This is a genomic window from Kitasatospora fiedleri, from assembly GCF_948472415.1.
Lineage (GTDB): Bacteria > Actinomycetota > Actinomycetes > Streptomycetales > Streptomycetaceae > Kitasatospora > Kitasatospora fiedleri.
This window is the reverse complement of the sequence record NZ_OX419519.1, coordinates 3,670,918-3,688,056: the sequence shown is the minus strand read 5'-3', so window position 1 is coordinate 3,688,056 and position 17,139 is coordinate 3,670,918. Positions and strand designations below refer to the sequence as shown.

21 protein-coding genes are annotated in these 17,139 nt (G+C 75.8%); 15 read left to right on the top strand and 6 right to left on the bottom strand.

Translation table 11 applies throughout. The features are described 5' to 3' along the window. Positions 1-93: 93 nt before the first annotated feature. Together QMQ26_RS17065 and QMQ26_RS17060 are read left to right on the top strand one after the other, a co-directional pair. The gene (locus tag QMQ26_RS17065; protein ID WP_282206250.1) at positions 94-603 is read left to right on the top strand and encodes a SixA phosphatase family protein; all 510 of its coding nucleotides are present in this window, start codon (positions 94-96) and stop codon (positions 601-603) included. 28 nt (positions 604-631) lie between these two features. Then, complete coding sequence (locus QMQ26_RS17060) at positions 632-1,225, top strand: hypothetical protein (RefSeq protein WP_100837398.1); 594 nt, start codon at positions 632-634, stop codon at positions 1,223-1,225. A 90-nt stretch (positions 1,226-1,315) separates the two neighbouring features. Here QMQ26_RS17060 and QMQ26_RS17055 read toward each other — a convergent pair whose 3' ends face one another. Next, on the bottom strand, positions 1,316-2,434 hold the full coding sequence (locus QMQ26_RS17055; RefSeq protein WP_282206249.1) for a TolB-like translocation protein: 1,119 nt from the start codon (positions 2,432-2,434) through the stop codon (positions 1,316-1,318). 212 nt (positions 2,435-2,646) lie between these two features. Beyond that, positions 2,647-4,146, bottom strand: a complete 1,500-nt coding sequence (locus QMQ26_RS17050; protein WP_282206248.1) for an amidase — start codon at positions 4,144-4,146, stop codon at positions 2,647-2,649. A 254-nt stretch (positions 4,147-4,400) separates the two neighbouring features. Here QMQ26_RS17050 and QMQ26_RS17045 point away from each other — a divergent pair, with 254 nt between their 5' ends. Further along, positions 4,401-4,877 (top strand): DUF3307 domain-containing protein, encoded by a 477-nt coding sequence (locus tag QMQ26_RS17045; protein ID WP_282206247.1) that lies wholly within the window; start codon positions 4,401-4,403, stop codon positions 4,875-4,877. Positions 4,878-4,884: 7 nt separating this feature from the next. On the opposite strand, the gene QMQ26_RS17040 is transcribed toward QMQ26_RS17045, so the two are convergent. Beyond that, entirely contained in the window at positions 4,885-5,571 is a 687-nt protein-coding gene (locus tag QMQ26_RS17040) for a cyclic nucleotide-binding domain-containing protein (RefSeq protein ID WP_282206246.1), read from the bottom strand. Between the two features lie 267 nt (positions 5,572-5,838). On the opposite strand from QMQ26_RS17040, the gene QMQ26_RS17035 reads away from it, so the two are divergent. The 6 genes from QMQ26_RS17035 to QMQ26_RS17010 are packed head-to-tail and all read left to right on the top strand — an operon-like array spanning position 5,839 to position 9,148. Further along, positions 5,839-6,630, top strand: coding sequence for a hypothetical protein (locus tag QMQ26_RS17035; RefSeq protein ID WP_282206245.1), 792 nt, complete (start codon positions 5,839-5,841; stop codon positions 6,628-6,630). Continuing rightward, complete coding sequence (locus tag QMQ26_RS17030) at positions 6,627-6,917, top strand: hypothetical protein (RefSeq protein ID WP_100837403.1); 291 nt, start codon at positions 6,627-6,629, stop codon at positions 6,915-6,917. The genes QMQ26_RS17035 and QMQ26_RS17030 overlap by 4 nt, the downstream gene beginning before the upstream one ends. Continuing rightward, a complete protein-coding gene (locus tag QMQ26_RS17025) occupies positions 6,914-7,654 on the top strand; it encodes a hypothetical protein (RefSeq protein ID WP_282206244.1) in 741 nt (246 codons plus the stop codon). Before QMQ26_RS17030 ends, QMQ26_RS17025 begins: the two co-directional genes overlap by 4 nt. Further along, positions 7,651-7,944 carry a helix-turn-helix domain-containing protein gene (locus tag QMQ26_RS17020; RefSeq protein WP_199847011.1) on the top strand — a complete coding sequence of 98 codons (294 nt, stop codon included), beginning with the start codon at positions 7,651-7,653 and terminating at the stop codon, positions 7,942-7,944. The genes QMQ26_RS17025 and QMQ26_RS17020 overlap by 4 nt, the downstream gene beginning before the upstream one ends. Then, positions 7,941-8,633, top strand: a complete 693-nt coding sequence (locus QMQ26_RS17015; protein ID WP_282206243.1) for a hypothetical protein — start codon at positions 7,941-7,943, stop codon at positions 8,631-8,633. Before QMQ26_RS17020 ends, QMQ26_RS17015 begins: the two co-directional genes overlap by 4 nt. Beyond that, positions 8,618-9,148, top strand: a complete 531-nt coding sequence (locus QMQ26_RS17010) for a hypothetical protein (RefSeq protein ID WP_282206242.1) — start codon at positions 8,618-8,620, stop codon at positions 9,146-9,148. The genes QMQ26_RS17015 and QMQ26_RS17010 overlap by 16 nt, the downstream gene beginning before the upstream one ends. 40 nt (positions 9,149-9,188) lie before the next feature. On the opposite strand, the gene QMQ26_RS17005 is transcribed toward QMQ26_RS17010, so the two are convergent. Next, positions 9,189-10,163 (bottom strand): NADP-dependent oxidoreductase, encoded by a 975-nt coding sequence (locus QMQ26_RS17005; RefSeq protein WP_282206241.1) that lies wholly within the window; start codon positions 10,161-10,163, stop codon positions 9,189-9,191. A gap of 106 nt (positions 10,164-10,269) precedes the next feature. Here QMQ26_RS17005 and QMQ26_RS17000 point away from each other — a divergent pair, with 106 nt between their 5' ends. After that, on the top strand, positions 10,270-10,845 hold the full coding sequence (locus tag QMQ26_RS17000) for a TetR/AcrR family transcriptional regulator (RefSeq protein WP_282206240.1): 576 nt from the start codon (positions 10,270-10,272) through the stop codon (positions 10,843-10,845). Positions 10,846-10,902: 57 nt separating this feature from the next. On the opposite strand, the gene QMQ26_RS16995 is transcribed toward QMQ26_RS17000, so the two are convergent. After that, on the bottom strand, positions 10,903-11,283 hold the full coding sequence (locus QMQ26_RS16995) for a MerR family transcriptional regulator (protein ID WP_100837408.1): 381 nt from the start codon (positions 11,281-11,283) through the stop codon (positions 10,903-10,905). Further along, entirely contained in the window at positions 11,280-12,266 is a 987-nt protein-coding gene (locus tag QMQ26_RS16990; protein ID WP_282206239.1) for a helix-turn-helix transcriptional regulator, read from the bottom strand. The genes QMQ26_RS16995 and QMQ26_RS16990 overlap by 4 nt, the downstream gene beginning before the upstream one ends. A 168-nt stretch (positions 12,267-12,434) precedes the next feature. Between QMQ26_RS16990 and QMQ26_RS16985 the strand changes: the two genes are divergently transcribed. The 5 genes from QMQ26_RS16985 to gap all read left to right on the top strand — a co-directional run bounded on the left by QMQ26_RS16985 (position 12,435) and on the right by gap (position 17,064). After that, positions 12,435-13,049, top strand: a complete 615-nt coding sequence (locus tag QMQ26_RS16985) for a DinB family protein (protein WP_282206238.1) — start codon at positions 12,435-12,437, stop codon at positions 13,047-13,049. A gap of 166 nt (positions 13,050-13,215) precedes the next feature. Continuing rightward, positions 13,216-14,118: a sigma-70 family RNA polymerase sigma factor gene (locus tag QMQ26_RS16980; RefSeq protein ID WP_282206237.1), complete on the top strand. Its 903-nt coding sequence runs from the start codon at positions 13,216-13,218 to the stop codon at positions 14,116-14,118. 36 nt (positions 14,119-14,154) lie between these two features. Next, positions 14,155-14,826 carry an NAD(P)-dependent oxidoreductase gene (locus QMQ26_RS16975; protein WP_100837412.1) on the top strand — a complete coding sequence of 224 codons (672 nt, stop codon included), beginning with the start codon at positions 14,155-14,157 and terminating at the stop codon, positions 14,824-14,826. A 144-nt stretch (positions 14,827-14,970) separates the two neighbouring features. Continuing rightward, a complete protein-coding gene (locus QMQ26_RS16970; protein ID WP_100837413.1) occupies positions 14,971-15,927 on the top strand; it encodes a GlxA family transcriptional regulator in 957 nt (318 codons plus the stop codon). A gap of 138 nt (positions 15,928-16,065) precedes the next feature. Next, complete coding sequence (gene gap, locus QMQ26_RS16965) at positions 16,066-17,064, top strand: type I glyceraldehyde-3-phosphate dehydrogenase (protein WP_100837414.1); 999 nt, start codon at positions 16,066-16,068, stop codon at positions 17,062-17,064. Positions 17,065-17,139: the final 75 nt, after the last annotated feature.

Sequence of the window (17,139 nt, the reverse complement as noted above, 5' to 3'; positions counted from 1 at the left end):
GACGGGGTCGGGGTGTCGTCCGGTTTTCCGCCGGTACCGGGCCGGCCCGCGCGTCCGGTGGAGTGCGGTTCGCGGATCGGGTCACACTGGGGGATGACGGAACAGCGGCGGTTGATCGTGCTGCGGCACGCCAAGGCGGACTGGCCGGACGTCCCGGACGAGCTGCGGCCGCTGGCCGAGCGCGGCCGGGCCGACGCGGCGGCGGCCGGACGGTGGCTGGCGGAGCACGAGTTGGTGCCGGACCGGGTGCTGTGCTCCACCGCGGTGCGCACCCGGCAGACCTGGGAGCTGGCCGAGCCGGAGCTCGGCGGCGCGCCCGAACTCGTCCTGGAGCCGCGGGCGTACCGCGCCGAGGTGGGTGAACTCGTGGAGCTGCTGCGGGAGTTGCCCCCGGTGGTGCGGACGGTGATGCTGGTCGGGCACCGGCCCGAGGTGCGGGAGCTGGTGCTGGCGCTGGCCGCGGAGCCGGGGGGCGAGGCGCTGGAGCGGGTGCGCGAGAAGTTCTCCACGGCCGGGGTCGCGGTGCTGGACGTGCCCGGGGAGTGGGGGCAACTCGAACCCGGCGGTGCCGAGTTGGTCGAGTACGCGGTGCCCCGCGGGTGAGCGCGGGGGGCGTGATAGGGATGGGGCCATGCGCTTCGACCTCGTTCCCAAGCCGCCCGCGGTGGCGGCCCGCCCGCGTGACGGGCGGGGCTACCCGGTGCCCGCGATCACCCCGTGGGAGGACGGGACGCCGCAGTTCGCGCTGACCGACTACGAGCGGTCCGCGGCCTGCGCCCGGGAGCGGCTGTGCTCGGTGTGCAACACGCTGATGCCGCGCGGGACGGTGTGGCGGGTGGTCGGCGGGGCCGAGGCGGCGGCGATCGGCGAGGCGCTGGCGGCCGGCCGGCCCTACCGGAACATGGCGCCCACCATGGAGGGCCCCGGCCACCGGGCGTGCATGCTGTACGCCTCGATGGTCTGCCCGTACCTGGCCCGCTCGAACGCCCGCCGCCGGGTGTCGGCCGTCCAGGGCGACGCCCCGGACGAGCTCACCGCGCACGTGCTGCGGGGGACCGCGCGGGGCGGGCTGGGCGCGGTGGTCGGCTTCGCCGAGTACGAGTACGCGATCACCCCGAGCCGGGTGGTGTTCCGCTTCCTCGACCCGGTCGAGTGGCTGCCGCACGACGACGCGGACCAGCAACTGCCGAATCTCCAGGAGGAGTTGGCCAGGATCGCCCGGTAGCGGGCGATCCTGTGGAGGTCCCGGTCCGCGGACCCTGAATTCGTGGACCGGGACGGCTCGGTGGTGCCCCCCGGCGGGGGCGGGGGTGGCTCAGCCGCGGTAGGCGGGCAGGCCGGCGGTGTCGGAGATCTTGACCGGGGCGCCGCCCTTGGCCGGGACGGTGTAGATGCCGTCGGGGGCGCGGAAGGCGACGGTCTTGCCGTCGGGGGAGAAGACCGGCTCGGTGTAGTCCGCGGTGGCCTGCGGGGTGAGGTCGCGCTCCGGGCCGTCGTAGCCGCCGGTCTTGGTGAACAGGTGGTCGTGGCCGTCGACGGAGCGGACGAACACCAGGTCGCCCTCGTCGGACAGGTCGGGCTGGGAGCCCTTGGTGACGGCGCCGCCCTGCTGGCGCAGGTAGTCGTCGCGGAGGTACACCTGGCCGTCGTTCCGGTTGGCGTAGGTCGAGGAGCCGTAGCGCCCGGCGCCGTTCGGCCACAGGTTGCCGGTGTCCGGGAGCGGCTTGGCGCCGTCGTCGCTGAAGTTGCCCAGGCTGAGCTGCTGCGGGGTGCCGCCCTTGGCGGGGACGGTGAGCAGCCGCAGGGTGCCGTGGTCCTCGGCGGTGAACTGCAGGTTGTTCTTGGGCTGCAGGTACATGGCGGCGTCGTTCTCGCTGGGGACGAACACCTGCCAGGTCGGGTGGGACCAGGTCACGCCGGCCGGGGCCCGGGCGACCAGGACCTGGTGGCCGCCGTCCGGGTCGGAGGTCTCCAGGTTGCCGTTGCCGTCGATGAAGGCGGCGCGCTTGCCGTCGGGGGACCAGGCCAGGTCGCGGACCACGGTGCCGAAGTCGACCACCTCGCCGTCCATCACGACGTAGCGGGTGCCGTTGCTGACGGTCAGCCCGGTGCCCTTGGTGCGGTTGACGGCGGCGGCCTTGGTCGGCGTGGCGGACGGCTGCTGCCGGGCGGGGGAGGACGCGGTGGCGCTCGCCGGGGCCGACGGGGCGGCGGAGGCGGTGGCGCTGGCCGGGGTGCCCGGGGTGGTCGGGGTGGCGCTCGCGGTGCCGGCCGGGGCGGTCGAGGCGGTGCGGGTCGGGGCGGCGCCGGCGGGCTGCGCGCCGGTGCTGTCGCCGGACGGGTCGCAGGCGGTCAGCAGCAGGGCGGAGCCGGCGGTGATCGCGGAGACCAGGGCGACGGCGGAGGAGCGGCGGAGGCGGGCGCGCACGGACATGGATGGTTCCCCCCAGGAACGGTGGTCGGTGGTGATCGGTGGGTCGGCCCCCGCCGGTTCTTCCGTTCCGTCGTCCGGGGCGATGACTCAAGTCTCACCGCCCAATGACCTCGCGGGGTGCGCGAATTGTCACCGCGGGGCAACAGGCGTTCGGACACGTCCGAGTGCGCCGCCGGGCGTTCCGCCGCCCGGCCGTTCCGCTCTCCGGCCGGTCACAGCGCGGGCTCCAGGTGGGCCCAGGGGCGGGCCGACTCCAGTTGGGCGGCGAGGGCGAGCAGGGTGCCCTCGCCGCCCAGCGGCGCCACGAACTGCACGCCCAGCGGCAGGCCGTCCGGGGTGCGGTGCAGCGGGACGCTGGCGGCGGGGCGGCCGGTGATGTTGGCGAGCTGGGTGAACGGGACCGGCGCCAGGTTGGTGATCACCGCCTCCTCGTACGCCCCGGTCCGGCTGAGCAGGCCCAGCAGGCCGAGCGGCAGCAGCAGCCGGGCCAGCGCCCGGACGGCGGCGGGGGTGTCCAACTCGCCGATGCGGACCGGCGGTTGGGCGAGGGTGGGGGTGAGCAGCAGGTCGTACCGGGTGTGGAACGCGGCGAGCCGGCGGTTGTACAGGTTCCAACGCTGGTGGGCTGCGTAGGAGGCGGGGGCGCGCATCCGGCGGCCGGCGGCGGCCAGCACGTGGGTGTCGAGTTCGAAGCCCGCGTTCCCGGCGCCGGTGAGCCGCTTGACGGCGTCCACCGTGGCGGCGGTCTCGGTGGCCCACATGGCCAGGAAGTCCAGGGCCAGGCCGCGTTCGTCGATGCCGGTGTCGGTCTCCTCGACGTGGTGGCCGAGCCCCTCCAGCAGGGCCGCGGCGTCCGCGACGGCGGCGACCGCCTCGGGGTGCACCGCGGTGCCCAGCGGGGAGCGGGTGGTGAAGCCGATCCGCAGCGGGCCCGGGGCGCGGCGGGCCAGTTCGGCGTACGGGGTCGACGGGCGGTGCGGCAGGTACGGGCCGGCCGGGTCGGGGGCGCCGGCCAGCACGTCCAGCATCGCGGCGCTGTCCCGGACGCTGCGCGAGAGCACCCCGTCGGTGGCGGCGCCGTGCAGGTGCTCGGCCGCGGCGGGCCCGGCCGGGACGACGCCGCGGCCCGGCTTGAGGCCGAACAGGCCGCAGCAGGCCGCCGGTATCCGGATCGACCCGCCGCCGTCGTTGGCGCCCGCCACCGGGACGACGCCCGCGGCGACGGCGGCGGCCGAGCCGCCGGAGGAGCCGCCCGGGGTCCGCCCGGTGTCCCACGGGTTGCGGGCCGGGCCGGTGGCCGTCGGCTCGGTGACGCCCTTGCTGCCGAACTCCGGCGTGTTGGTCTTCCCGAACACCACCAGCCCGGCGTCCAGCCAGCGCCGCACCGACTCGCTGTGCGCGGTCGCCGGGGTGTCCTGGAGCGCCCGGCAGCCGCTGCCGGTGGGCAGGCCCGCGTAGTCCTGGATCAGGTCCTTGATCAGGAACGGCACCCCCGCGAACGGCCCGGCCAGCGGCCCCGCCGCCCGCTCCCGGGCCACCTCGTGCATCGGCCGCACGATCGCGTTCAGCCGCCCGCCGACCTGCTCGGCCCGCCCGATCGCCACCTCCAGCAGCTCCCCGGCGCTCACCTCCCCGCCCGCCACCAGCGCGGCCAGCCCCACCGCGTCGTGCCGCCGGTACTCGCCGTACTCCACCGCAACCTCCGAGATCACCCAGCCCGAGCGTGCCGGTGACCCTACCGCCGAGTAGCTCCGCTGCCCAGACCCCGACACCGGACCCGGTGCCGGGTCCCGGCACCGGGAGACGACATGACAGGAGACGACATGACAGGAGACGACATGACAGGGGACGACATGACAGGGCACGACGTCACAGAGCAGGACACGACAGAGCACGACACGACAGGGCGCGACGTCCGGGACACCGCCGCGGGCGCGCCCGCCCGCGGGGGCCGTGGCGGTGCCCGGTGAACGGGGCCGCGCAGCTCGGGACGGTGGCGGTCTTCGGCGCGGTGTGGGCGGTCCTCTCGGCCGGCCACGCCCTCGCCGACCACGTCCTCGGGCAGACCGACCACCAGGCGGCGCACAAGGCCGCGCCGACCCCGGCGGAGGTCGCCGCGGGTGCGGACCCCCGCCGGGGGTGGCGGGCCTGCCTGGCCCACGTCGTCCAGTACCACCTGGTGATGGCGGCCGTGCTGGCGCTGGTGCGGCTGTTCGTCCCGCTGCCGCTGTCGCCCACCGGGACCGTCGCCGCCCTCGCCTGGTCGATGACCACCCACGCCTGGCTGGACCGCCGTTGGCCGGTGCGCTGGCTGCTGCGGCACGTCGGCTCGGCGGCCTTCGCCGAACTGCGGACGGCCGGGCTGAACGGGATGTACCTGGCGGACCAGGCGCTGCACAAGGCCGCGCTGCTGGTCGCGGCGGTCCTGGTCACCCGGCTGTGAGCGCGGGTCAGCGGCACACCAGGGACGCGGTCCGCAGAATCCAGTCCCGGCGCAGCACCTCCAGCGCCCCGCGGTGGCTGGCGAAGTTCTGGGTGAACTCGCTCCTGCTGCGGGCCTGGACGAGGGACGCCTGCCGGACCCCCAGCCAGCGGCTGGTCTTCGCGGTGCTCAGCGTCAGCCTGGTCGCCCGGAACTCCCGGCGGGCGTCGTCGACCACCCGCACCGCCGGGTGCACCCCGACCGCCAGACGGGTCAGCGGGTCCTCGAACTGCCGCATCAACTGGTCGATCCGCTGGCGCTGGTGGAGCAGGGCGGCGACCGAGGTGTCGAGCCGGGGGCGGTGCAGGAGGCGGTACAGGTCGCCGCTCCGGACCCGGATCAGCCGGCACTCCGTCAGCGTCACGGCCGTGGCCGTGCGCGGTTCGCTGAACAGCGAAGCCTCGCCGAGCAGGTCGCCCGGCCCGCGCAGGTGGCAGGAGAGCACGCCGCGCCGGGTGCCCTGCTCGACCCAGACCAGGCCCTCCAGCAGCACCACGAGGTGGGGGCCGGGCTCGCCCTGGGTCAGCAGCCGGCGGCCCGGCAGGCTGCGGACCTGTTCGAACCTCGTCGTCACGGCCTGCCAGGCCGGTTCGCCGATCAGCGCACGCCAGGGGCCGAATTCGAAGGAGGGAGAGGGCGGGAGCGTCCGGTGCATGCGGGGGAGGTTATGGGGCCCCGGGCGATCCGTGCGCGCGAGTTTCCGAACGGGCTAAGGGCCGGATCGCGGTTTGACTGGCAACCGGACAGGCGTCCGATATCTGGGCATCCGGGCGATTCGTGAGCTGCGTCACGGATTTTTCGATCCCGGGAACGGACGGCCGGGGCCCCCGCCGCACATCCTCGTGTGGAGCCCCGCTCCGCCGACCAGAGGAGAGTGCCAGTGCCGACCCCACCACCCGCCCCCGGAAACGCCACCGTGCCGATGCCCGATGCCCAGGGGATGGCGGCGTTCGACGCGAAGGGGTTCTCCGAACTGCCGTCCCTGGCCCAGCCCGGGGCGAGCCGGCTGATCGCCGAACTCGTCGACGAGAGCTTCGTCGAGGCCGGGCTCCGGCAGGTGCTCGACGAGCGGTCGTTCCTGGCCCCGCGCGGGGACGGGCTCGCGATGGGCTTCCCACCGGGGCACCTCCCGGCCGTGATCGACTGGTTCGTCCCCGCCCTGGACCGGGCGGCCGCCACCTACAACGCCCGCTGCCGCACCGCGCCGGTGCGGCTGCGGATGAGCCTGCACCTCGGGCCGGTCACGATCGACGGCACCCCGCCCGACGCCAACGGCACCGCCCGCAACGACCTGCACCGGCTGCTGGACAGCGAACCGCTCAAACGGGCGCTGGACGAGTCCGACCCCGCGGTCACCCACCTGGTCGCGGTCCTCTCCGACCGGGTGTACCAGGACGTCCTGGTCGGCGGCTACAGCAAGCTGCGGCCGGGAGCGTGCACCCGGGTGGAGGCCACGGTCAACGGGAAGGCGGCGTTCCGGCAGACGGCCTGGCTGCACGTCCCCTCGCCCTCGGGCGGCGGCCCGGGCGGCGGGCCCGGCACCCGAACCTGGGCCGTGACCGGGGCCGGGGCGGTGACCGGGACCGGGGCCGGCGGGGGTCCGGACGGTCCGTGGCACTTCCCCCGCCGGGCGCGGCTCAGCCAGACCGTCGGGAACGGCACCGCCGTCGCCGGGGACGTGTACGGCGGACTCACCATCGTCCACCGCCCGTGACCGACGGTCCCGGATCGGCGTACGAACCCGTCGGCGCCTGCGTCAACTGCGGGCACCAGCAGGTCGGCAGCGGCCTCGCGGTCGGCGGGGACATCGGCGAAGTGCACGTCTACATCGGGCAGGTGCGGGTGCTCCCCGGCCTCGGCGCCCTGGTGCGGATCGGGCTGGGCGAGGCGGCGGGCCGGCTCGCCCGGGTGACCCGGGCCACCGCCGACCTCCTCGACCGACACGTGCCCCCACCGGGCCGTCCGACCGACGAGCCCACAGCGAAAGGAACCGACCCATGACGACCCTCGCCTTCACCGGCCTGCTCGACAGCATCCACCACCGGGTGCTCCACCCCGACCCGGACCGCCGGCTCCGGCTGGAGGTCCCCGGCCCGGCCGGGGACCGGAGGCTGCTCGACCCGGCCGCCGCCCGCGACCTCGCCTACCGGCCCGGCCCGGAGGAGGGCCGCGCGGTGTGGGCCCGGGCGATCCGGCTCGCCCAGCGCCCCCAACGGCCGGAGGGGGAGTGGTCGACCTACCTGGTCTGGCTGCTCTCGCCGGCCCTGCGGAGCACCGTCCGGAAGGTCTCCGACCGGCTCGCCGCGGACCGCAGGGACGTCGAGGCCGAAGCCGTCGCCGGCCTGCTGGAAGCCGTCCCGGACGTCGACCCCGACCACCCCGAGGCGTCCCGCCGACTGCTCGGCCGGGCCGCCGGCCGGGCCTGGGCCGCCGCGAAATCGGCCCGGCCGGAACGTCCGAGCCGGGACGCGGCGGCGATCGCCGACCGGTACGCGCTGCGCGACGGGACATCGGCCGACGCACAACTACGGGAACCTGAACGGGAGTCGGCGATCAGCCCACCGGACCGGTCGGCGGCGCAACTCGGTTCCACCGTCTCGGCCGCCGTCCGGGAGGGGGAACGGCTCGGCGCGCTGGCCCAACGGATGGGCCTGGCCGAGGTGGCGGGACGGGCCCGCCGGCCGCGCGGCCCCGTGGTCGGCACCCTCTCGCTGCGCCCGGCCGGAGCGGCGCGATGAGCGGTGTCCAGGGCGGCATGCGGTTCAGCGAGGTGTTCGACCTCCCGCTGACGATCGACGTGCGCACCGCGGCCCGCGTCCTCGGGCTCTGCCCGGCCACGGTATACCGCCGCCTCAGGGAGCAGGACTTCCCCTGCCCGGTGCTGCGCCCGGGACGGCAGTACCGCATCCCCACGGCCGGCCTGCTCCGGGCCCTGGGCATCGAGGAGGTCCCGGTCCACGCCGACGACCTGCGGCGCGGCGCGCAGTACGCGGCCGCCCGGGACGCCGACCCGGAGGGGCGCGGATGACCGTCACCGGCCCCGCCCAGCCCGCCCGGCCCGCCCGGGCCGGAGCAGCCGCGTTGAGCTGCCTCGTCATCGGCCCGGTCGGCGACCGCGACCAGGAGGACGGGAGCCCGGAGCGCCTCGCCCACGAGCAGGCGCTGGAGGTCTACGAGCAGGTCGTGCTGCCCGCCTGCAACGGCGTCGGCCTGCGGCCGACCCGGGCCGACCCGACCGCCCGGCCCGGTGGGACCACCGAGCAGGTCTGCCGGTACGTCATGCACGCCGACGTGGTGGTCGCCGACGTCACGGGCGGGGACCCGCACGTCATGGACGAGCTGGGCATCCGGCACCTGTTGGGGCGGCCGACCGTCCAACTCGGTGAGCACGGGCGTCCGCCGTTCGACCTCGTGCTGATCCGGACCATCCGGTTCGAGCGCAGCCGGAGCGGACTGGCCGGCGCGCGCGAGGAGTTGGAGCGGGCGCTGCGCGCCGGGCTGCGGGCCGGGTTCGGGATTCCGGCCCCGGCGGGGGTGCTCGGCGGTACCGGGCGGGTGCTCGGCGAGGACGGCTTGCTCGACCCGGGCGGTCCGGGCGGTTCGGGCGGTTCGGGCGGTTCGGGCGGTTCGGGCGGTTCGGATGGTCCGGATGGTCCCGGGCGGTTCGGGCGGTTCGCCGCCGTGGAGGCGGACATGGGGTGGTGGGCGAGGACGTGAACGCGCTGACCCGCTCGATCAACGACCTTGCGGAGGTGATGGAGCGGTTCGGCCCGCAGGTCCGGCACGCGTGGAGCCCGGACGCGCCCGGGTCCGTCGGCCTCGCGGTGACCGGGCGGATGGCGGCGGCGCTGGCCGCACCGGCGGGTGAACTGCGGGAGCGGGCGGACCGGTTCGCCGTCCACGTGGAGCAGATCGACCGGGCGGTGGGCTCCGTGCTGGACCTGCTCCGCACCGCGTCGACACCGGGGGAGGTGCCGGGGCAGGTGCCGGGTGCGGACGCGTTCCTCGGCGAGCTGGTGGGCCTGGCCGGGGCGATCCGCGAAGGGCTGGCCGGGCTGGAACAGTTCCGGGCACTGCTGGCCGTGCTGGCCGGGATGAGCGCGCCGCTCCGGCACCCGGCGCAGGAGATCGCCCGGGCGGTCGACCGGATCGGGGAGGTGGTGGTCCGGGCGGAGGGCTGGGAGCGCCGGGGCGCCGTGACGGTCCGGGAGCGGGACGCCCGGACCGCGTAGCCGGCCTGCGTAGCCGACCTGCGGCGGGCCGGGGCGGGCGTCAGTCGGCGACGTGCAGGACCAGTTTGCCGCGCAGGTGGCCCTGTTCGGCGCGGCGGTGGGCGGCGGCGGCGTCGGCGAGGGGGAAGACGGCGGTGACGGCGACCCGGACGGTGCCGGCCGCCACCAGGGCGTCCAGGGCGGTGAGGTCCTCGCCGCTGGAACGGACCTGCCAGAAGCGGTCGTTGAAGGTCAGGCCGAGTTCGGTGGTGGCGTGCTCGCGGCGGTAGTCGCCGAGGAAGACCGGGGCGACCCGGCCGCCCCGGCGCAGGACCGGGAGCAGGCGGTGGGCGTCCGGGCCGCCGACGGTGTCGAGGAGCAGGTCGGCGTCCCGGACGGTGTCCGCGACCGGCCCGGCGGTGTAGTCGACGAAGCGGTCGGCGCCCAGCTCGTGCAGGAAGTCCCGGTGGCGGCCGGAGGCGACCGCGATCAGCCGGCCGGCGCCGCCCGCCCGGAGGAGTTGCAGGGCGAGGTGGCCGACGCCGCCGGCCGCGCCGTTGACCACGGCGGTGATGCCCGGCGCGGGGCGCAGCAGCTGGGTGAGGTACTGGTAGGCGGTCAGGCCGGCCATCGGGAGGGCGGCGCCGGTCGGGTGGTCCAGGGCGTCGGGCAGGCGGGCCAGGTGGGCGTCCGGGGCGGTCGCGTACTCGGCGTAACCGGCGCCCCGGCCGGGGAAGTTGACCAGTCCGTGGACGCGTTCGCCGACCTGCCAGCCGGAGCCCGGGCCGGTGGCGGCGACCGTGCCGGAGATGTCGCTGCCCGGGATCAGCGGGAGGGTGAGCGGCGGGCGCAACTCGGCCGGGATGTTGTCGAAGTTCCGGCGGGCGTACCAGTCGGGCGGGTTGACGCCCGCCGCGTGCACCCGGACCAGGGCCTCGCCGGGGCCGGGCACCGGGCGCGGCACCCGTTCGCGGACCAGCACCTCGGGCTCGCCGAAGGCGTGCAGCCGTACCGCCCACATGCTGTCGATCGTCATGGGTGTCTCCCCCTCCGCAGGTCGGAGAGCGCTGCCGTAGAATACGGAGCGCTGCTCCGGAAAGTTAAACGGAGCAGCGCTCCGAATGTCAACGACGGGATGTGGCATGTCTGTTGAGCCGACCGCCCGGGCGCCGCGCGCGGACGCCAGGCGCAACCGGGACCGGCTGCTGGAGGCCGGCGCGCAGGTGCTCGTCGAACAGGGCGCCGGGGCCTCGCTGCGGGACGTCGCCCGGCGGGCCGAGGTCGGACTGGGCACGCTCTACCGGCACTTCCCCAACCGGGAGGCGCTGCTGGAGGCGCTGCTCGCCCGGCGCTTCGAGGAACTGGCCCTCCGGGCCGGTGAGTTGGCGGCGGACCAGGACGACCCGGAGGCGGCGCTGGTCGACTGGCTGCGGGAGTTCTGCGCGGGCGCGGGCGCCTACCGGGACCTGCCGGGCACGCTGCTGGCCACCCTCCGGGACCCGGCCTCGCCGCTGCACGCGAGCTGCACGGCGATGCGGGAGGCCGGGGGCGGGCTGCTGGCCGCCGCCCAGCGGGCCGGGCGGATTCGGGCGGACGTCACCGGCACCGACCTGTTCGCGCTGGCCAACGCCGTCAGCTGGATCGCCGACCAGGCGCCGGTACTGGCCGAGCGAAGCGAGCACCTGTTCGGGCTGGTGGTGGACGGGCTCCGGGTCTGAGGGGGCTGCCGGTCCGAGGGGAGCGGTCGGTCCGAGGGGAGCGGTCCGACCCGGGCGTCAGTCGGCGGCGAGGACGCTGCGGTAGTAGTCGATCTTGTCGCGCAGGTGGGTGCGCTGGCGCTCCAACAGGGCGATCTGGTCGTGGACGGCGGTGTCGTGCCGTTCCAGCAGTTCGATCCGGCCGCGCAGGCCGTCCGGGCCCTCGGCGCGGGCGAGTTCGGCGTAGCGGCGCATGTCGGCGATCGGCATGCCGGTGTCGCGCAGGCAGCGCAGGATGCCCAGCCAGCCCATGTCGTCGGGGCTGAAGCGGCGGTGGCCGCTGGTGGCGCGGGTGATGGAGGTGAGCAGGCCGATCCGCTCGTAGTAGCGCAGGGTGTCCAGGCTGAACCCCGAGCGTTCGGCGGCCTCGGCGGGAGTGAGCAGCTGCTGTGTCGTCACCGCCCCGATTCTGCCTGCTCGTTGCCGCCGGTGCAGCGGGTGAAGCGCTCGCCCCAGGCGGCCAGCAGGGCGGACAGCTCGGGCGGGGAGGCCACCCGGAAGTCGACCCCCAGCGAGCCGAGGGCCATCGCGGGCCACTCCAGGGCGTCGGCGTCCATCCGCACCCGGCTGCGCCCGGCGTCCACCTCCTCGATCTCGGCCCAGGTGCCGAGCTTCTGCCGGACCGTCGCCGCGGGGGCGTCCACCACCGCTTCGACCCGGTGCGGGCGGGGCTGGCCCTGCAGCCCGGCCCGGACGAAATCGGCGGCGTCGGCGGCCGGGAGGGTGCGCGGCAGGAAGCGGGTGCCGGTGGCGGCGGGGGCGGAGAGGCGGTCGAGGCGGAAGGTGCGCCACGCCTGGCGGGTGAGGTCGTAGGCGACCAGGTACCAGCGGCGGCCGAGCCGGACCAGGCCGTAGGGTTCGGCGTGCCGTTCGGTGGGGGTGCCGTCGGCGGCCCGGTAGCCGAAGCGCAGCCGTTCGGTGTCCCGGCAGGCCAGGGCGACGGCGGTGAGGACGTCCGGGTCGATCGGGGCGGTGGTGTCGACGCGCCAGTTCGCCGGGACGGTCACGGCCCGCAGGGCCTCCACCCGGCGGCGCAGCCGGGCCGGCATCACCTGGACCACCTTGGCCAGCGCCCGTACCGAAGCCTCCGCGATGCCCTCCACCGCGCCGTCCGCCGCCGCCTGCAGGCCGACGGCCAGCGCGACCGCCTCCTCGTCGTCGATCACCAGCGGGGGCAGTGCGGCGCCCGCGGCCAGCTGGTAGCCGCCGTCGACGCCGCGCCGGGCCTCCACCGGGTAGCCGAGCTCGCGCAGCCGGTCGACGTCGCGGCGCAGGGTGCGGGCGGAGACGCCGAGCCGGGCGGAGAGCTCCCCGCCCGGCCAGTAGCGGTGGGACTGGAGCAGGGTGAGCAGGCGCAGGGTGCGGGCACTGGTGTCGGCCATGGGTCCCATCCTCCGGCAATTGCGGACGGAAGGTGACCGCAATGCTCCGTAGCGTGGAACACGGAGCGAGGGGGACCGCGCCGGGCAGCCGGCCCGAGGCACCCGGGCGCACCCCGTCCGCACCGCACCGGCACCGCGACAGCACCGCACTTCGGAGAGGCGACCACCATGAGCACCGAGACCGCGCAGACCACCGAGACCACCGAGGCCGTCGAGACCACCGAGGCCGTCGAGACCGCGGTCGGCCAGTACCCCGCCGCCACCGCCGAGGGCCCGACCGGCGAGCACGCCGACCTGATCGCGGAGCTGCGCGCCATCCGGCACTTCCTGCGGCTGACCGCCCGCGGCCTCGACGACGAGCAGGCGTCCCGCCGCACCACCGTCAGCGAGCTGACCATCGGCGGCCTGATCAAGCACGTCACCTCGGTGGAGCGGCAGTGGGCCGCGTTCATCGTCCGGGGCACCTCGGCGATGCCGGACTTCAGCTCCTTCACCGAGGCCGACATCCAGGCCCGCACGGACGAGTTCCGGCTGCTGCCCGGCGAGACCCTGCTCGGCGTGCTCACCGCGTACGAGGCGGCGGCCCGCGGCACCGACGAGATGCTGGCCGGGCTGGCCGACCTGGGCGTCTCGCACCCGCTGCCCGCGGCGCCCTGGTTCGCCCCCGGCACGAGCTGGTCGGCCCGGCGCACCGTGCTGCACGTCATCGCCGAGACCGCGCAGCACGCCGGGCACGCCGACATCATCCGGGAGGCGCTGGACGGGCAGAAGAGCATGGGCTGACCCCTCGCCGGGGCCCCGCCGCGGGGACGGCCCGCGCCGCTGACGGCACCACGTCAGGGCGCGGGCCGTCCCCGTCCCCGTACTCGGTCCGGTTTTTCTTCCGGCTCCGTGTCACACCCGGGCGGTGCTGACACTCTCGGGATGCAGCCGCGGAGAGGAGACGGGCGTGACGACGGACGAGGCCACCGAGGTGTTCACCAGGCACCGGGAGCTGCTGTTCTCGATGGTCTACAACCTGCTGGGGACGGTCGCCGACACCGAGGACGTGCTCCAGGAGACCTGGCTGGCCTGGTCCGGCCGGTACCGGTCCGCCGAGGCCGGGCCGGTGGTCCACCCGCGGGCGTACCTGGTGCGCACCGCCGTGAACACCGCGCTCGCCCGGCGGGCCGAGATCAGCCGGCGGCGGGAGAGCTACTTCGGGCCCTGGCTGCCCGAGCCGCTGATCGCCCCGGCGCAGGAAGACCCGGGGGAGCGGGCCGAGGCGGTGTCGATCGCGCTGCTGGTGGTGCTGGAGACGCTGACCCCGCTGGAGCGGGCGGTGTTCGTGCTGCACGAGGTGTTCGGCTACGGCCACCCGGAGACCGCCGAGATCCTCGGGCGCAGCCCCGCCGCCGTCCGCCAGCTCGCCCACCGGGCCCGCGAGCACGTCCGGGCCCGGCGGCCCCGGTACCGGGCGGACGCGGCGCTGCGGCGGCAGGCCACCGAGCGGTTCGCGGCCGCGGTCGGCGGCGGGGACCTGGACGGGCTGCTGCGGCTGCTCGCCCCCGACGTCACGCTCTGGGCGGACGGCGGCGGCAAGGCGACCGCGGCCGGGCCGCGCCCGGTGCGCGGCCGGGGGCAGGTCGCCCGGCTGCTGGTGGGCGGCTCGGCGCGGGCCCCGCAGGGCATCCGGGTCCGGTGGGCCACCGCGAACGGGGACCCGTCGGCGGTGCTGTTCGTCGGGGAGGCGCCGTTCGCGGTGCTCGTGCTGGACCTCTCGGCGGACGGCGAGCAGGTCACGGACATCTACTTCGTGACCAACCCGGACAAGCTGAGCGGTGCCAATACCGGTGTTCAAGAAGGAAATTGACGGAACGTCAGGATGATCGGGAAGGTGGAGAGGGCGATGAGGCTGACCGTGGTGGCCGCCACCGGCGGGATCGGGCGGCACCTGCTGGCGCAGGCGCTGGAGGCCGGGCACGAGGTGACGGCGGTGGTGCGAGATCCGGCCAAACTGGGCGAGCGGCCCGGGGTGCGGGTGGTGCGGGCGGACCTGGCGACGGCCGGGGCGCCGGAGCTGCGGGACGCGGTGGCGGGCGCGGACGCGGTGCTGTCGGGGCTCGGCGCGGTGGGGAAGGCCGGCGTCGGGGTCGCCGAGAGCGGGACGCGGGCGCTGGTCGGCGCGATGCGGGAGACCGGGGCGCGGCGGCTGCTGGTGGTGAGCGCCGCACCGATCGGGACGGTGCCCTCGCCGGGCCGCCCGCACCCGCCCCGGCACGACCCGGGCGAGGGCCCGGTGATGCGGTACGTGCTGACGCCGCTGGTCAAGCGGGTGCTGCGGGCGCACTACGCGGACCTGGCCCGGATGGAGGACGTGGTGCTGGCCAGCGGCCTGGACTGGACGGTGGTCCGCCCGCCCCAGCTCACCGACAAGCCGCTCACCCGCGACTACCGGATCGCCTACGGGCGGAACCTGCGCGGCGGGTCGAAGATCTCCCGGGCCGACGTCGCGCACTGCATGCTGCGCAGCATCGACGACCCCGACACCGTCGGACGCGTCCTCGGGATCGCCGACTGACCGGACGCCTCCCGGCCCGCCGGGACCCTGCCGCGTCGCCGTCGGGACGCCGCCACGCCTCGCCCACGCCGTCGGGACGCCGCCGTGCCGCCGCCGCGTCGCCGCCGTGCCGCCGGGACGCGCCTACCCGCCTACCCTGGGCGGGTGTCGACTCCTCGTCTGCGCCGGGTGGCCGTGCTGGTCCTGGACGGTGCCAAACCGCTCGACGTCGGAATCCCGGCGCAGGTGTTCTCCACCCGCGGCAGCATGCCGTACGAGGTGCGGGTGTGCGGGGCGGCGCCCGGCCTGGTCGCGGGCGGGGACGGCCTCTCGTACCACGTGGCGCACGGGCTGGAGGCGCTGGAGTGGGCCGAGTCGGTGTTCGTGCCCGGCTACCGGCACCCCGACCGGGACGACCCGCCGCCCGCCGTGGTGGCCGCGCTGCGCGCCGCGCACGCCCGCGGCGCGCGGCTGGCGGCGATCTCCACCGGGGCGTTCGCACTGGCCGCGACCGGCCTGCTGGACGGCCGCCGGGCCACCACGCACTGGCACTACACCCGGGCGCTGGCCGCCAAGTACCCCGGGGTGCGGGTGGACGAGAACGTGCTGTTCGTCGACGAGGGCAGCGTGCTCACCTCGGCGGGCGCCGCGTCCGGCATCGACCTGTGCCTGCACGTGCTGCGCAGCGACCTCGGGGTGTCCGCGTCCAACCACACCGCGCGCCGGCTGGTCGCCGCGCCGTACCGCAGCGGCGGCCAGGCCCAGTACGTGCCGCGCAGCGTGCCCGAGCCGGTCGGCGAGCGGTTCGCGGCCACCCGGGAGTGGGCGCTGCACCGGCTGGGCGGGCCGCTGACCGTGCGGGCGCTGGCCCGGCACGCCGCCGTCTCGCCGCGCACCTTCTCCCGCCGCTTCGTCGAGGACACCGGCTACACGCCGATGCAGTGGGTGCTGCGGGCCCGCGTCGACCTGGCCCGTGAGCTGCTGGAACGCTCCGACTACGGGGTCGAGCGGATCGCCGCCGAGACCGGCCTGGGCACCGGCGCCAACCTGCGCGCGCACTTCCAGCAGATCCTCGGGACCACGCCCAGCGAGTACCGGCGGACCTTCGCCAAGGGCGAGTGAGCACCCCTGCCCGGCTTGGCGCGATCCTTGCGCACCATGGCACGGGTGCCACTACCGCCTCCCCTCCCGGCGAGCGACAGTGGAGTGGTCAGCCCCGCCGGAACAGCGGGCGAGAGCCGCAGAGAAGGGCACCACCCCATGACCCGCATCGCCGTCAACGGATTCGGCCGCATCGGTCGCAACGTGCTGCGCGCCCTGCTGGAGCGCGACAGCAAGCTGGAGGTCGTCGCCGTCAACGACCTGACCGAGCCCACCGCGCTCGGCCGCCTGCTCGCCTACGACACCACCTCGGGCCGGCTCGGCCGCCCGGTCACCGTCGAGGGCGACACCCTGGTGGTCGACGGCCGCCGGATCAAGGTCCTCGCCGAGCGCGACCCGGCCGACCTGCCGTGGGCCGAACTCGGCGTCGACATCGTGCTGGAGGCCACCGGCCGCTTCACCTCCGCCGAGGCCGCCCGCGCCCACCTGACCGCCGGGGCCAAGAAGGTGCTGGTCTCCGCCCCGTCCGACGGCGCCGACGTCACCCTCGCCTACGGCGTCAACACCGGGGCCTACGACCCGGCCGCGCACACCATCGTCTCCAACGCCTCCTGCACCACCAACGCGCTGGCCCCGCTGGCCGCCGTCCTCGACGAACTCGCGGGCATCGAGCACGGGTTCATGACCACCGTGCACGCCTACACCCAGGAGCAGAACCTCCAGGACGGCCCGCACCGCGACCCGCGCCGGGCCCGCGCCGCCGCCGTCAACATCGTCCCGACCACCACCGGCGCCGCCAAGGCGATCGGCCTGGTGCTGCCGCAGCTGGACGGCAAGCTGTCCGGCGACTCGATCCGGGTGCCGGTCCCGGTCGGCTCGATCGTCGAGCTGAACACCACCGTCGCCCGCGACGTCACCCGCGAGGAGGTGCTCGCCGCCTACCGCGAGGCCGCCGAGGGCAAGCTGGCGGGCGTCCTGGAGTACTCGGAGGACCCGCTGGTCTCCTCCGACATCACCGGCAACCCGGCCTCCTCGATCTTCGACTCGGCGCTCACCCGGGTCGACGGCCGCCACGTCAAGGTGGTCGCCTGGTACGACAACGAGTGGGGCTTCTCCAACCGGGTCATCGACACCCTGGAGCTGCTCGCCGCGGGCTGACCGGCCCGCTGACCGCCCCGGACGGGGCCCGTACCGCCGCGACGGCGGCGCGGGCCCCGTCCGCCGTTCCCGTCC